This window comes from Lichenihabitans sp. PAMC28606 (genome assembly GCF_020616535.1).
Taxonomy (GTDB): Bacteria; Pseudomonadota; Alphaproteobacteria; order Rhizobiales; family Beijerinckiaceae; genus Lichenihabitans; species Lichenihabitans psoromatis.
Window position 1 is genome coordinate 3845758 of record NZ_CP085136.1, and the last position, 13341, is coordinate 3859098.

Sequence of the window (13341 nt, forward strand, 5' to 3'; positions counted from 1 at the left end):
GACGACACTGCTGCTGACCCTCTGGAGCTCATTGTCCCGAAGGTGAAGGCGCTCGAGCGGGCACCAGCGTTCACATGACCTCGTCGGGTCCGCGCCAAAGGTTCGACCTTCACCCACCGGCGCGGGTTTTTGTGCTCAATCCTCGCGCGGCGGGATGATCTTCTCGGCGCGAAGGCGATCGAAAAGCTCCGTAAACGACCGCTCGGTCACTTGCAGATCCATGAACCCGAACTCCCGGCTCTTCGTCATGTCCGTGAAGGTCTCGAGCTCGCGGCCGAGATCGGCATCGGTATGCCACCACGAGGCAAGGGTCTTGAGACGATACGGTCGCAAGCCATGTTTCTCGACGATCCGGTCCCAGGTCGCGTCCTCGCCAGCCATCTGCTCTGCGAGCGGCGTCGGGTGACCCGGATAGGGCGCGACCGATACGCCGAGATAGGCCGCGATCGTTCCCCACAGCCGACGCCAGCGGAAAACATCGCCATTGACGATGTTAAACGCCTGATTGTAGGCCGAGGGCGTGGTTGAGGCCCACAGCAACTGTCGCGCCAGGATCCGGGCATCGGTCACGTCCGTCACAGCCTCGTGCTGCTGCGGCGTGCCGGGAAACAGGAAGTCGCGCCCGGTTTCCTTGCAGATGGCCGCATAGACCGCCAGGGTCACGCCCATGTTCATCGCATTGCCCAGCGCCCAGCCGATGAGTGTGTGGGGACGATGCACCGACCAGGCAAAGTTCGACCTCGCGGCCGCTGCGAAAAGGATGTCTTCCTGGTCGTAGTAGAAGTTTTGGTAGGGGAGGCGAGCCTGATCTTCCCGGAACGGGGTATCGGGTTTCACTTTGCCATAGGATTCGAACGGGCCGAGGTAGTGCTTCAGACCGGTCACAAGCGCGACATGTTCGATGCTGGAGGTTTTCGTGACAGCATCGAGCAGGTTCTGCAGCATCGCGCCATTGACCCGGCAATTCTCGTCTTCCGTCTCCTGGCGTGCCCAGGTGCAGAAGAAGACATGGCCGATATCGAGGCCCGTGACGGCTTTTGCAACGCTCGCTGGATCGAGAAGATCGGCCGTGACCGGATGGATGCCGGGCCGATCTTGCGGGGGACGCCGTGCCAGACCGTGGACAGTCCAGCCTTCGGCAACCAGGAGGTCGGCGACGTTGCTTCCGGAAATTCCGGTCACGCCGACGACGAGCGCATTTTTCTTGGTCATGGTTCTCATCCTTGCTGTTCGGCCTCGACGGAGCCTTGGTCGCCTTTTTTCGGTTCCACAACCCAAAAAGGCGCGCTGACCATCGCCGTTGGCGAAAGCCGGCTCGCGTTGTCGTCGCACCAAGGCCGCCTCGATCATCGGTCCGCGTCGTGTCCGCGTTCGGGCCGAAGGTCTTGTCCATTGGTTTACGGCGGAGGCTCGATCATAGTTCCCGCTCACGACCACGCCGCGCTTGTCGCCGATCGGCTTGGCGGCCCGGTAGTTTACCTGATCACGTCGGCTCCTCGGGCACGAAAACACCTCCGCGAGCGCTCTCAACTCGGTTGACGATCCGATCGGCTCGGTCAGTCGCCCGCCGACGTCCGCGCTGCTGTCGAGTAAGCCGCCGATCCCGCCCTCATCCGGTCGAGCAGCGCCAGGAACCTCGCTGCAGATTCTTGCTGATGCAAACGCTGGTCGACGAACCGTCGCGCGCGAAGGTTGCGCCTAGCCTTCGTGGACCCGTTGGAGATCGCCATTCGGCGACGCCAACGCATCCTCGATGAGCCGGGTCAGGCGGACCGCATGAGCGAAGCTTGTCACGCTCGACGATCCCATCACGATGTCGTCGCGGAGCGCCGCATAAACACCGGCGACGTTCAGGGCGCCATCTGATAGACCCCTGCGCTCGCCCTCGTCGACTTGCAGCCGCTCGCCATCGCGCAGCAGGCCGACGCGGCCGGCCTGGAGCCCGCGCGGCGCGCCACCGTCGAGGCGCAGGATGCCCTTCTCGCCGACGATGTCGAGGTAAAAAGGCGTCGCCTTCGTGCGGCCGCCGGCCACCTCCATGGTGAACGGCACATTCGCGGCGAACCGACCATGCGCGAGCAGATGGTCGAAGGTGACGCGCTGCCGCGTCTCCCGTGGCTCACCAACCTCAATCACCGGGAACTGGCGGGAGGCGAGGGCGGAGACGCTTTCGATGCCGCCCCCGAGCGCTAGCAGCAGGTCGAGCGTGTGCGCCCCTTGGATGGTGACCATGTTGGCGAAGGCGGCGGGGTCCTCCAGATAGGCGAACTGTGGCGGGACGTCCGGCCCGAAACCCATCGTGGTCGAGAGCGCGCTGAGGCTGAAGATGCGGCCAAGCGCGCCGGACGCGATCATCTCCCGCGCCTGGGCTACGGCAGGGCTGCCGCGGAGCTGCAGTCCGATGGCGTTCCTGACGCCCGCCGCCTCCGCCGCCTTTGCGATCTCGGAGGCTTCCGCGGTGCCGCGCCCGAGCGGCCATTCGCTGTAGACATGCTTGCCGGCGGCGACTGCGGCGAGGATAAGATCGCGATGGTCGGGCACACGCGTTGCCACGGTGACCACGTCGATGCCCGGATCGGCGATAAGCGCCAGCCCATTGCCGTAGGCCTTATCGACACCATAGGCGTGCGCCGCTTCGTCGGCGGTCTTCTGGCTGTTGGTCGCCACAGCCGCCAGGGTCATGCCCCCGACTGATTTGACGGCGGGAACGTGGGCCTCGCCTGCCCAGCCGCCGCTCGCATTCGCGCCGATGATCCCAATCCGCAGTTCGGAAGCCATGATGTCAGCCTTTCTCTGTGTGTTTATCGTAGATCAAGATATTCGACACTATTCGGATGGTAAGACCTCGTGTGAAACCTGCAGTAGAAACCAGGAGTTTCGGATGATTGATCGGCTGACCAGCATGGCGGTATTCATCCGCGCAGCCGACACGGGATCATTCGCAGCCACCGGCAAGGGGCTCGGCATGACCGCGCAGATGGTGGGCAAGCATGTCCGCGCGCTCGAAGACCGACTCGGCGCCACGCTGTTGCAGCGTTCCACGCGGCGACAGAGCCTGACCGAGGCCGGGCGCCTGTTCTACGACCGTTGCCGTGCCGTGCTCGTGGAGGTCGAAAGCGCGGAATTGGTGATGGAGGCGATCGGCGCGACGCCGCAAGGGCGGCTGCGGATCAGCGCGCCTGTAGGCTTCGGCGCCTGCCGGCTCGCGCCTATTTTGACCGGCTTTATGGCCCGCCATCCCGCCATCACGGTCGAACTCAACCTAACGGACCGCTTCGTCGACCTCGTGGACGAAGGGTATGACGCCGTGCTGCGGCTCGGACCGATCGCCAACACGTCGCTCGTCGCGCGCGAACTCAGCCCTCATAAGCAACTCGCCTGCGCCGCGCCGTCCTATCTCGCCTCGAGGGGCACGCCGGAGACACCCGCCGACCTCATCAGCCACACCTGCCTGGGCTTCACCAACGCCTCCGGGCTGCCCTACCTCAATTGGGTCTTCAGCAAGGGCGGAGTGCCGCACCCAATCCGCATCCAGAGCCACCTCCAGGTCAACGACGGGCGCGTGTTGGCGCAGATCGCGGCGGCAGGCGGCGGCATCGTGTTGCAGCCCGAGGCGGTGCTCCGCGAGCACCTCGATGCCGGGAGGCTGCTGCCGGTGCTAACCGGCTACGACGCCCCCTTCCGGCCGCTGCTACTCTTGTTCAACGGCGGCCGGGCGCCGGCACCCAAGCTGCGCGCCTTCATCGACCACATCGCCGCAGCCTTACCTGCAAGATCGCGACGGGACGCCTGATCGGGCCGGACAAAGGGTCGGAGACGGCCTCCTCTCACACACGCCCGAAGTCATCAAAGCTGCAGTATTGTGACGGGCGTATGCCGAAACAGTTCAAGCGCTACAACCGCATCGGTGCAAGAGCACTAGAGGAAATACGGTTCAAGCGTTGTGACCAGCCAATCGACGAAGACCCGCAGCATCGACACAGGCGGCGGCGGGAAGTCGGCAAGCACTTCCACCAGCGTGCCGGACGCAAGATCATCGGCTAAGCGATAACGCGGCGCCTGCTAGAGCCCCAGTTTGAGCCGTACCGCCACGGCGCCCGCATCCATGCTGCTGACCAGGACTCGCGCAGGGATGATGACCTCAAAAACCTCGCCACCACGCGTGAACTCCAATGGTAGCGGTTTGGCTTATCCGCGAGGAGACAAAGCCAACCACCTTGTGCCGGCCAAGGTCGTCAGGAGCATTCGGCGTTCCGTTGGCGGCCAAAACGGGCGGCATGCGAAGCTCCAGGAAGTAAACGGACCAATGCGGCGGGACCGGTCACGACCTTTCGCGCCGATGTCGAAAAGCACAGCTCGACATGTCGCTGTCTTTTGACGCGTTCGCAGCCGAGGCCTATGGGCTGGCTCAGGGCATCCAGCCCCGCGCCCGGACAGGTTTGGGCGCGCTCGACGGCGCTCTGGGCGCTCGCGCTGGGTGCCGGCGAAGGCCGGCGCCTGCTCTTCCTGTATGGGGCAGGCAGTTGGTCGTCGGTTGGGGCGTCGTCGAAGCGGTGCTCGACTTCGGCGAGGCCGAGCCACATCAAGCAGCCGCAAAGGATTAGGCTTCTTCATGCGGCACCCTTGCGGACGATGCGCCTTGGGCGAGAGCGCGAGCCGGTCCGACCCGCCCCTCGCTGATCTGCATCGCGAGCGTCTCGAGCAGGATTTCCTTCAGCCGTGCGACCGCGGGCGGGGGTTCGGCTTCCGCGACATGGAGAGACAGCGGAGCGTCCGGCAGGGCCGGGAGCCCGCTCGCCGCAGGATCAAGCACGCTAAAGGCTTTCGGCATGGCTAAGCTCGTCCGGGCCGTGATGCCGAGCCCGCCTTCCGCTGCAGCCAGAAGGCCGGCGAGGCTCGGGCTGGTGAACACCACGCGCCAAGGCATCCCGACACTATTGAGAGCCGCGACGGCTGCCGACCGGAACGTGCAGGGTGGCTGGAAGGCCACGAACGGGAGCGGTTCGCCGCCGAGGCTCGCGACGCCGGGCCAGTCGGGCCGTCCGATCCAGTGGATCGGGACGTCGGCGACGTGCTCGGCATAGGGCGCCCTAGCCCCATCGTCCCAGGCAAGAGTGAGGTCGAGTTCGCCCTTCAGAGTTTTTTCGATGAGGGGAACCGTCCGGTCGACCTGGACCTCGATCCGCACCTTCGGATGCGCCCGCGCGAAGCGGGTCAGCACAGCGGGCAGCCACGCCTCGGCGAAGTCCTGCGGCAGTCCGAGACGCGCCCAGCCCTCGACATTGGCGCCGCGCAGGCGCTCCACCGCCTCGTCGTTGAGATCGAGCAGGCGCTTGGCGTAGCCGAGGAGGCTTTCGCCGGCCGCCGTGAGCGCGAGGCCCCGGCCTGCTTTGGCGACGAGGGACTGCCCGACCTGGGCTTCCAGCTTCTTCAGCTGCGTGCTGATGGCGGATGGCGAGCGCCCAAGCCGCTCGGCGGCGCGCACAAAGCTGCCGAGCTCGAACCCCGTCACGAAGGTCCGCAGGGTATCCATGTCCAGGTTGGTGTAACGCTGCATCGTCCCAAAAAACCGAAATATGAGTTTGTTTATTCCTGATTGTTGAAACGATTTTGTCGATCTAGAACCAGGTCGTCAAGCGGTGGTCGCCTTTCTCACCACGGCTCGAAAAGCCAACCAAACTCATAGGAGCCGCCCATGCCGCTCGTCACGATTTCGCTGATCAAGGGTAAGTCGCGTGCCCATATCGCAGCCATTTCTGATGGCATCCAGCGCGGTCTCATCGAAGCCTTCCGCGCTCCGGCAACCGACAAGTTCCAGCTGGTGCACCAGTTTGAGCGCGAGGACTTCATCTACGACCCCGACTACCTCGACATCCACCGCACCGACGATCTCGTGATCATCCACATCGTTGCCAGCAACTGGCGAGACACGTCGCAGAAGAAGGCGCTCTACAAGGCGATCGCGGACAATCTGACGGAGGCGCCCGGCCTGCGTCCGGAGGACGTGATCATCGTGCTCTCGCCGAACGGGCGGGACGGAGAGGACTGGAGTTTCGGCCGCGGTCTCGCCTCCTACCTTATCGACAAGCCCTGACACGCGGTGCGCGGATCCGGCGGCTTTCCACCGAGATCACGCTAATGACGAAGGAAGAATAGCCATGATCGTACTCGTGACCGGTGCAACCGCCGGCTTCGGCCTTGCGATCGCGAAGCGCTTCGCGGCAGCCGGTCACAGGATCGTGGCCGCCGGGCGCCGGAAGGCGCGGCTTGAGGAGCTGGCAGCCGAGCTGGATCCCGACCGCGTCCACCCCCTAGAGCTCGACGTGCGGGACCGCGCCGCCGTCGAGGCGGCCATTGCCGCGCTGCCCGCCTCGTTCGCCGCCGTCGACGTCTTGGTCAACAACGCCGGCCTGGCGCTCGGCCTCGAGCCCGCACCATCCGCCGATCTGGATGCCTGGGAGGCGATGGTCGATACCAACATTAAGGGATTGATGTTCGTCACTCGCGCCGTGCTGCCCGGGATGGTCGCGCGCGACAGCGGCCACATCGTGAACATGGGATCGGTGGCTGCGACCTATCCCTACCCGGGCAGCAACGTTTATGGCGCCAGCAAGGCCTTCGTGCGCCAGTTCTCGCTCAATCTGCGGGCGGACCTTTTGGGAACGCAGGTGCGCGTGACGGACATCGACCCTGGGCTCGTCGGCGGTACGGAATTCTCAAACGTCCGCTTCCGGGGCGACAACGCGCGCGCCGGCCAGCTCTACGAGGGCACCGTTGCGCTGACGCCGGAGGACATCGCCGAGACTGTCACATGGGTGACGGAGCGGCCCGCCCGCGTCAACATCAACACCGTCGAGCTGATGCCCGTGACACAGGCCTTCGGCCCGCTGGCCGTCCACCGCCGGCCGCAGTCACGTTCATGACGCCACCCTCGCCCCGCGAGGGCGTCTCCCGGCGTGACATCCTGCGAGGCGGGCTAGGCCTGTCCTTCCTGATGAGGGCCGGTCCTGCGACTGCGCAGACAGGAACTTCGCCCATGTCCCGCGACACCGTCAGTTCCCTCCCTCCCATACCGGGCGTCCGCGAGCGCAGGCTCGTCGGCGTCAACGGGCTATCGGTGCGCATCCTCGAGGCCGGATACGAAACGCCGGGCCGCCCCGCGGTGCTGCTGCTGCACGGCTTCCCCGAAATGGCCTACAGCTGGCGCAAGGTGATGGGCCCGCTCGCTCTTGCAGGCTACCACGTCATCGCGCCCGACCAGCGCGGCTACGGCGGCACCACGGGCTGGAACGAGGCGGATACCGCCTCCTTTCGCACCCACGCCTACGCCCGTGATGCGCTTGGCATCGTTTCGGCCCTCGGCCTCAGTTCCGTCGCAGCCGTGGTTGGCCACGACTTCGGCTCTATGATCGCCGCCTATTGCACCCTGGTGCGCCCCGACGTGTTTCGCTCGCTCGTCATGATCAGCTTTCCATTCGACGGGCCGCCGACGATCCCCTTCGACACCGCCGACGCGCCGCGCCCGCCAACTCCTGTATCCCTCGATGCGCAGCTCGCGGCCTTGTCGCCGCCACGCCGAGACAGCATGGCGTTCTTCGCGTCCCCGGAGGCAAATGCCGACATGCTGCACGCCCCACCGGGGCTGCACGCCTTCCTGCGCGCCTACTACCATGTGAAAAGCGCCGACTATGCGGGCAACCACCCGCATCCCTTGTCGACCGGATCGGCGGCCGAGCTCGCGACGCTGCCGACCTACTACATTATGGACCGCGGTGTCGGAATGGCCGCGACCGTGGCACCCGACATGCCATCGCCCGCGGCCATTGCTGCGAACCTTTGGCTTTCAAAGGCCGATCTCGAGGTCTACGCACACACCTATGCCCGAACCGGCTTTCAGGGCGGCCTGAACTGGTTCCGCTGCCACACGGGCGACATCGGCCGGACCGAGATCGAGTTGTTTGCGGGCCGGACCATCGACGTCCCCGCCGGCTTCATCTCCGGCACGGCGGATTGGGGCACCTATCGCAAGCCCGGCGCGCTCGAGCGCATGCGTACCAAGACCTGCACGCGGATGAAGGGCGTCCAGCTCATCGAGGGCGCCGGCCATTGGACGCAGCAGGAGCAGCCGGATAGCTTCAACGCCGTGCTGCTCGACATGTTGACGTAGCAGCTCGCAACGCGAGATCGGCACCCAAGGCCGGATTATGATCGATCGGTGCAAGATGCTGGGCTTCCGGCCGGAGCCGGTAGCGCTGCAGCCCCGTCGTCGAGCGCGCGTGCTGTAAACGCAGATGTGAGGTCAATCAGGGCGGACGCCAGCTGTCTTTGGTCAGCCGGCCCTTCAAGTGTTAACCGCCGACAATGGACCTTCCCATCGACTACCGGGCCGACAACCCGTCTTCCTGTGCTCAAGGTGCTTCTGGGGAGGGTGAACAGCTGAAAGTAGCCGGTCCAGTCGGGGATCGGTCAATGCTTTCGAACGACCGCTGTCACGGCAGTCACTCCCGGCATCTAACGACGGCGATGGGCGCAATCTGGGCTGGCTTCTTACGACCGATGCTGGCGCATACTGGACGCGGCAAGGAAAGCACCTGACGTGCAATTAGACCAGTTCAGGGGCCGTCAGCCATCAGCCTCAATTCGCCCGTGTCAGCCCGCAGGCACCGCGCCTCTCCGAACCATACGCGAGATCGTCGCTTGATCGACGTTGAATCGACGTGCCAAATCGGCTTGTGTGGCTTCACCCATGCTCAAAGCCTCAAGCGCCTCCTCGCGTTGATGCTTTGTTAGCTTGGATGGCCTCCCCATATGGACGCCGCGGGCCTTTGCTCGCTGACGCCCTTCTCCGGTCCGGGCGCGGATCAATTCTCGTTCGAACTCTGCCAAACCACCGAGGATAGTGAGCATCAGACGGCCATGGGCGGTGGTGGTATCGGCCCAGGTGTCGCTCAGCGATCGGAACCCAGCGTTCGCGCGCACCACGGTATCGAGGATGTTGAGCAGGTCTCGAGTCGAGCGCGCGAGTCGATCAAGCCGGGTGATCAGCAGCGTGTCTCCCTCCCGCAATCCCCTGAGCGCGCGACCGAGCTCCTTCCGATCCGTCTTGGCACCACTGGCCGTCTCGGCAAAGACGCGGTCGGCCCCAGCGCTTTGGAGAGCTTGCTTTTGGGCTTCAACCGTCTGCCCATCAGTGCTCACGCGCGCGTAACCGATCACCGTCATACACCGAAATTACAGTGACGGCCGACTTAGCAAGACTTCTGCATAAGCTAAGTAACTGTTTTAGTTACTTGCATCGAGCCATGCAAAAGTTTTGACTTTCGCAAACCCAATCCGCCATCCGATCCAAACTGACTGGCGCAGATGCATTTGGTCTAGCCGCCAAAAGGAACCATTCGGGCCGCCGGCCAGCGTGGATCGTTACGACGACTCGAGATGGACGGATGATCTCATGACCGCGGCGCATCGGTAAGCGACCCGCGAGCTGAATTCCAGCAAGCTGAGCCAGGCGAACGGCCTCGCAATGCTGTTGCGGTTGTCGTGCGCTTCGTCATCAATTTGGACGCTATTGACTGCGGTCCTTGGAAGCTGGGTCCGGCTCTTCTCGTCAAAGGATACAACCGGTGCCTCATTGTCCATCAATGCTCTACGCCGCCCTGGGTGCAGCCGACGTAGCTCAGCGTATACTTGCAATAAACAATTTCTTGCAGGGAGAAGGATCAAACTGAGATAATACTATGTTGTCGATCACGGCAGCAATGATAAAACATGTTTGATGGCCGCGCACATTTCATCGTTTCTGGCTCCCTGAGGGTGGCGCAGAAAGAACGTTGGATACAGAGCTCCTTCTATATCATACTTGCACCTAAGGAACTGCGGGAAGCTCTCATCAAGTCGTTCGGGATTTGGGATTGTCGGGAAGGCCCAACGCCGACTCGTGAAGACGATAACTTTGTCTGGGCGCTGTTCGCCTGGCAACCGTAAGAAACGTTGTTGGCCAGCTTGCCTCTGCTGCGATGTGCCGTGACCGTATTTGTTAATTTCGGTGCCTACCAATGTCGGCAGAAAATTGAAGAACATGACCCGAGGCCAGAATTTGCGACCATCAGAATATCCAAATAAGTTTTTGTCTGTGTAAAAAACCGAAGTGGCCAGTGACCGTTTATGACCTGTCCTATACAGTATTCTGTGCCCCGATCCTCCTCGGGATCGCCGTGATGCGACCAGCCAACGATTGCCACCTTTTGTCCATTAATGCCGCTTTGATAGCTAGAGCCAACCCAAGTCGGGTGTTCCATTACAATATTGTTCACTGACACGTCTTCCATTATGACCAATGTCAACACCATACGTTAAGCGTTAAACCGGTAGGAACGATTGTACCTTTTCGGGGCTCCATAATTAGCTTGGGCCTAGAGCATTTTCCGATCAGGAGGCATCATAGCCGGCATGCCTTAAGTCGTTGGCGCATTCGTCGGGTTTGAATGCGTCGAGGCTGTTGCCGATGACGGTCCAGAGCTGCTCGACGGTTCGGGCGGCGGCTTTTCGGAGCAGCGCCTTGAGCGTTGCGAAGGCGTTTTCGATCGGATTGAAGTCGGGCGAGTATGGCGGGAGGACGAGCAGCGTCGCGCCGCCTGCCTCAATGGCTTCACGGACGGCGGCGCCTTTGTGGGCGGGCAGGCTGTCCATGATGACCACATCGCCGGGGCTGAGCGTCGGCACGAGCACCTGCTCGACATAGGCGAGGAACCACTCGCCCGTCATCGGGCCGTCGAGCACCATCGGCGCGGTCATGCCGGTCAGCCGCAGTGCGCGCCGGTGAATGTTGTCGTTTTCCAATGGCCATGCGGTACGCTCATCCGCATCCGCTGCCCGCATGGTGCCCGCCCGTGAAGGCGCGCCATCTTGGTGCTGGCCCCGGTCTCGTCGATGAACACGAGGCGATGCGGATCGAGGTCGAGTTGGCCTTCGAACCACACCACTGGGTTGGGAATCCCCGACGAGTCTGTCAGCTCGAAAGATGCTCTAGACCCGAGGCAATCGCCGCAGACATCCTGCGTCGATGCGATGCACGTGCTATGCGAAGATCTCCAAATCTAACTGCGTGTTTCGAGGAACTTAGGGGCTGGCTACCAGCGTCTTTCGATCACGTCATGCAGTTCGCTTGCGCCCTGCTGGAAAAGACATCGGCGAGCACCCGACCGCTCGAGGCAGCGGTGACACGATACCAGTGATCGAGTCGCTCCGCGGTCTCACGCAAGCCGCGAAGCGCGATGGCGATCGGTTCGCCGATGTTGACATTGCCCTGATAGACGATCTCGCGCGACACGGTGGTCAACGCCGGATATCTCGAGCCGAAAGTTTCCCATTCGACCCGGTCGACAGCCGCCTGAAACGACGAGAAATAAAGCAAACCTGCACCGTTAAAGTCCTGCGACGGGCACGGCAGGACCATAGTGGCCTCTCTCATCGGCGCGGCATCGGTGCGGAAGCCTAAATGCTCGGTCCACTCGCCCCGCCGCAGCATCGGGACGCGGCTTGTCAGGGTCGAAAAATCCGGCACGAGAGGCATCGACGCAAGCCCCTCGACCGCGACGCGGACGATCGATCGGTTCTCGCCTACCGCATCCCGCTTGACGAAGACCGACAGCATCTCGACATGGCCGAGCGCCCTCCCCCCGCACGACAGGGAATGGCGACTCGCGAATTGCGTACGCGATACACGAGCGATGTCGGAGGCAATGAGCAGATCGTCATGCTCACACACCGTGTCGAGGCGGCCGTCCAGGACGGTAACGCCGCAGAAGGCGGCATAGACGGTGTCGCCAGCTCGATCGCGGAACATCGCGCGCGGGAGGCCGGATGCCTGCGCGATCAACTGCCAATGGCGATGCCCGAGCTCTTTCAGGAGCCAAGTCTCCGAGAGCCCGTAGGCAGTCAGATGTGGCATCCCGAGCGCGACCAGAGATTGGGACAAGGAGGCGGGCGCCGCCTTGCCCTGTGGCTCGCCCGAAACGAGTGCGACCGCGATCGTCATGTCGGACCTCAGCTCGCGAGACGGGCGAGATCGACGCCGCTTCGCGTGGCAGCGGTGATCGTCCGTCTCTCCGCGATCCGTGCGGCGATATAGGCCGCGTCTCGCCCGACATTCAGAAACCGTCCCGACCCCCATGTGTGAAGCCAGGGCATGCCGACGACGTAGAGGCCGTCGATCGGCGTGACCCCCCTTGAGTGGCGCGGATAGCCCCCTTCATCGCAGAGTGGCAGGTCGACGAGCGACCAGTCCGAGCGAAACCCGGTGGCCCAGATCACGGTCGAGACCGCGGCACCCGCAAGATCGAGCGCATCGGAAAGCGCGTCGGGCTGCCAGTCCGCCGCATAGGGCTGGCCGGAGGGCGCATCGATTCCGCTGTCGGCGATATGCTTGTCGATCAGCGCGCAGATGCCGTTGTAGACGCGATCGGCGTTGTCGAGGTTGGTGACGAGATCGTCGCCGAAACGGAGCGTCGTGCCTTCGATGGCGGTGAGGCGGCCATGGAGCCGCATGCCCTCCTGGGCGAAGCGGCGCAGGTCGATGTCGCGGCCGCCGTCGCGGCCGGTGAGATAATGGTTGGCCTGCCGACGAACTGCCTCCCCCTTGGGGTGGCGATCGACCGGCATATCGTATTGGCCGAGGTCCGACAGCCATTCCACCGCATCTCGGCCGCGATAGACGCGCGGACAACGGGGGGCGCTTCCGACCACCAGATGGACCTGCCGCCCGGCGAGATGCAGGTCCTCGGCGATCTGGCATCCCGACTGGCCGGAGCCCACCACGACCACCGCTCCAGCCGGCAGCGCGTCGGGGTTCTTGTAGGCGGAGGAGTGGATCTGCACGATCCCGGAAGGCAGATGCTTCGCCATCGTCGGCGCGTTTGGCTTGTGATAGGCGCTGATGGCCATTACCACAGCATCGGCCGTCACCGTGCCGGCTTCCGTCTCGACCGTGAAGCGCCCTCCCTCGCGACCAACCCGCGACACGCCGACATTCTGGTGGACGGGCGCTCCGATATGGGCGGCGAAATCTTCCACATAGGCGACGATCGCGTCGCGGGGCATGAACCCTTTTGGATCGGGACCGGCATAGGGAAAAGACGGCAGCTGACATTGCCAATTTGGCGTTACTAGGCAAAAAGCGTCCCAGCGCTCGCTGCGCCAGGCGTGGCCAATGCGGTTTTTCTCGAAAATAACGTGACCGATGCCGCGTTCGCCGAGATGGGCACTGACCGAGAGGCCCGCTTGACCACCGCCAACCACGACGACGTCGTAGTGGGCCTGAAGCGCTGGTGCTGTCATGGAAAT

The 13341-nt window shown here is 63.6% G+C and carries 11 protein-coding genes and 1 pseudogene; 5 read left to right on the forward strand and 7 right to left on the reverse strand.

The genetic code is table 11. The annotated features are described in order from the left end of the window. Positions 1–135: 135 nt before the first annotated feature. Both LGH83_RS18065 and LGH83_RS18070 read right to left on the reverse strand, forming a co-directional pair. On the reverse strand, positions 136–1221 hold the full coding sequence (locus LGH83_RS18065) for an SDR family oxidoreductase (protein WP_413771068.1): 1086 nt from the start codon (positions 1219–1221) through the stop codon (positions 136–138). Between the two features lie 477 nt (positions 1222–1698). Next, positions 1699–2778 (reverse strand): Gfo/Idh/MocA family protein, encoded by a 1080-nt coding sequence (locus LGH83_RS18070; RefSeq protein WP_227399822.1) that lies wholly within the window; start codon positions 2776–2778, stop codon positions 1699–1701. 103 nt (positions 2779–2881) lie between these two features. Here LGH83_RS18070 and LGH83_RS18075 point away from each other — a divergent pair, with 103 nt between their 5' ends. Both LGH83_RS18075 and LGH83_RS18080 read left to right on the forward strand, forming a co-directional pair. After that, complete coding sequence (locus LGH83_RS18075; RefSeq protein ID WP_227399823.1) at positions 2882–3793, forward strand: LysR family transcriptional regulator; 912 nt, start codon at positions 2882–2884, stop codon at positions 3791–3793. 568 nt (positions 3794–4361) lie between these two features. Then, on the forward strand, positions 4362–4604 hold the full coding sequence (locus LGH83_RS18080; protein ID WP_227399824.1) for a hypothetical protein: 243 nt from the start codon (positions 4362–4364) through the stop codon (positions 4602–4604). Here LGH83_RS18080 and LGH83_RS18085 read toward each other — a convergent pair. After that, positions 4601–5557 carry a LysR substrate-binding domain-containing protein gene (locus LGH83_RS18085; RefSeq protein ID WP_227399825.1) on the reverse strand — a complete coding sequence of 319 codons (957 nt, stop codon included), beginning with the start codon at positions 5555–5557 and terminating at the stop codon, positions 4601–4603. The genes LGH83_RS18080 and LGH83_RS18085 overlap by 4 nt on opposite strands. 138 nt (positions 5558–5695) lie before the next feature. Between LGH83_RS18085 and LGH83_RS18090 the strand changes: the two genes are divergently transcribed. The 3 genes from LGH83_RS18090 (at position 5696) to LGH83_RS18100 (ending at position 8167) form a co-directional block, all read left to right on the forward strand. Continuing rightward, the gene (locus tag LGH83_RS18090) at positions 5696–6094 is read left to right on the forward strand and encodes a tautomerase family protein (RefSeq protein WP_227399826.1); all 399 of its coding nucleotides are present in this window, start codon (positions 5696–5698) and stop codon (positions 6092–6094) included. A gap of 64 nt (positions 6095–6158) precedes the next feature. Beyond that, positions 6159–6923 (forward strand): SDR family oxidoreductase, encoded by a 765-nt coding sequence (locus LGH83_RS18095; RefSeq protein WP_227399827.1) that lies wholly within the window; start codon positions 6159–6161, stop codon positions 6921–6923. 113 nt (positions 6924–7036) lie between these two features. Beyond that, positions 7037–8167 (forward strand): alpha/beta fold hydrolase, encoded by a 1131-nt coding sequence (locus LGH83_RS18100; protein ID WP_227399828.1) that lies wholly within the window; start codon positions 7037–7039, stop codon positions 8165–8167. Between the two features lie 482 nt (positions 8168–8649). Here the strand turns inward: LGH83_RS18100 and LGH83_RS18105 are convergent, their stop codons facing one another. The 4 genes and pseudogenes from LGH83_RS18105 to LGH83_RS18120 all read right to left on the reverse strand — a co-directional run bounded on the left by LGH83_RS18105 (position 8650) and on the right by LGH83_RS18120 (position 13335). Continuing rightward, positions 8650–9222: a recombinase family protein gene (locus tag LGH83_RS18105; protein WP_227399829.1), complete on the reverse strand. Its 573-nt coding sequence runs from the start codon at positions 9220–9222 to the stop codon at positions 8650–8652. A gap of 1206 nt (positions 9223–10428) precedes the next feature. Beyond that, positions 10429–10976 (reverse strand): annotated as a pseudogene (locus LGH83_RS18110) (IS630 family transposase); the annotation flags it as partial. Between the two features lie 170 nt (positions 10977–11146). Beyond that, the gene (locus LGH83_RS18115; protein ID WP_227399830.1) at positions 11147–12037 is read right to left on the reverse strand and encodes a Pnap_2097 family protein; all 891 of its coding nucleotides are present in this window, start codon (positions 12035–12037) and stop codon (positions 11147–11149) included. A gap of 8 nt (positions 12038–12045) precedes the next feature. After that, positions 12046–13335 carry an MSMEG_0569 family flavin-dependent oxidoreductase gene (locus LGH83_RS18120; protein WP_227399831.1) on the reverse strand — a complete coding sequence of 430 codons (1290 nt, stop codon included), beginning with the start codon at positions 13333–13335 and terminating at the stop codon, positions 12046–12048. Positions 13336–13341 lie beyond the last annotated feature (6 nt).

Excerpts from the sequence above, each read along its gene's own strand:
- LGH83_RS18065 (WP_413771068.1), bottom strand. The coding sequence starts at position 1,221 with ATGAGAACCATGACCAAGAAAAATGCGCTCGTCGTCGGCGTGACCGGA.
- LGH83_RS18070 (WP_227399822.1), bottom strand. The coding sequence starts at position 2,778 with ATGGCTTCCGAACTGCGGATTGGGATCATCGGCGCGAATGCGAGCGGC.
- LGH83_RS18075 (WP_227399823.1), top strand. The coding sequence starts at position 2,882 with ATGATTGATCGGCTGACCAGCATGGCGGTATTCATCCGCGCAGCCGAC.
- LGH83_RS18080 (WP_227399824.1), top strand. The coding sequence starts at position 4,362 with ATGTCGCTGTCTTTTGACGCGTTCGCAGCCGAGGCCTATGGGCTGGCT.
- LGH83_RS18085 (WP_227399825.1), bottom strand. The coding sequence starts at position 5,557 with ATGCAGCGTTACACCAACCTGGACATGGATACCCTGCGGACCTTCGTG.
- LGH83_RS18090 (WP_227399826.1), top strand. The coding sequence starts at position 5,696 with ATGCCGCTCGTCACGATTTCGCTGATCAAGGGTAAGTCGCGTGCCCAT.
- LGH83_RS18095 (WP_227399827.1), top strand. The coding sequence starts at position 6,159 with ATGATCGTACTCGTGACCGGTGCAACCGCCGGCTTCGGCCTTGCGATC.
- LGH83_RS18100 (WP_227399828.1), top strand. The coding sequence starts at position 7,037 with ATGTCCCGCGACACCGTCAGTTCCCTCCCTCCCATACCGGGCGTCCGC.
- LGH83_RS18105 (WP_227399829.1), bottom strand. The coding sequence starts at position 9,222 with ATGACGGTGATCGGTTACGCGCGCGTGAGCACTGATGGGCAGACGGTT.
- LGH83_RS18115 (WP_227399830.1), bottom strand. The coding sequence starts at position 12,037 with ATGACGATCGCGGTCGCACTCGTTTCGGGCGAGCCACAGGGCAAGGCG.
- LGH83_RS18120 (WP_227399831.1), bottom strand. The coding sequence starts at position 13,335 with ATGACAGCACCAGCGCTTCAGGCCCACTACGACGTCGTCGTGGTTGGC.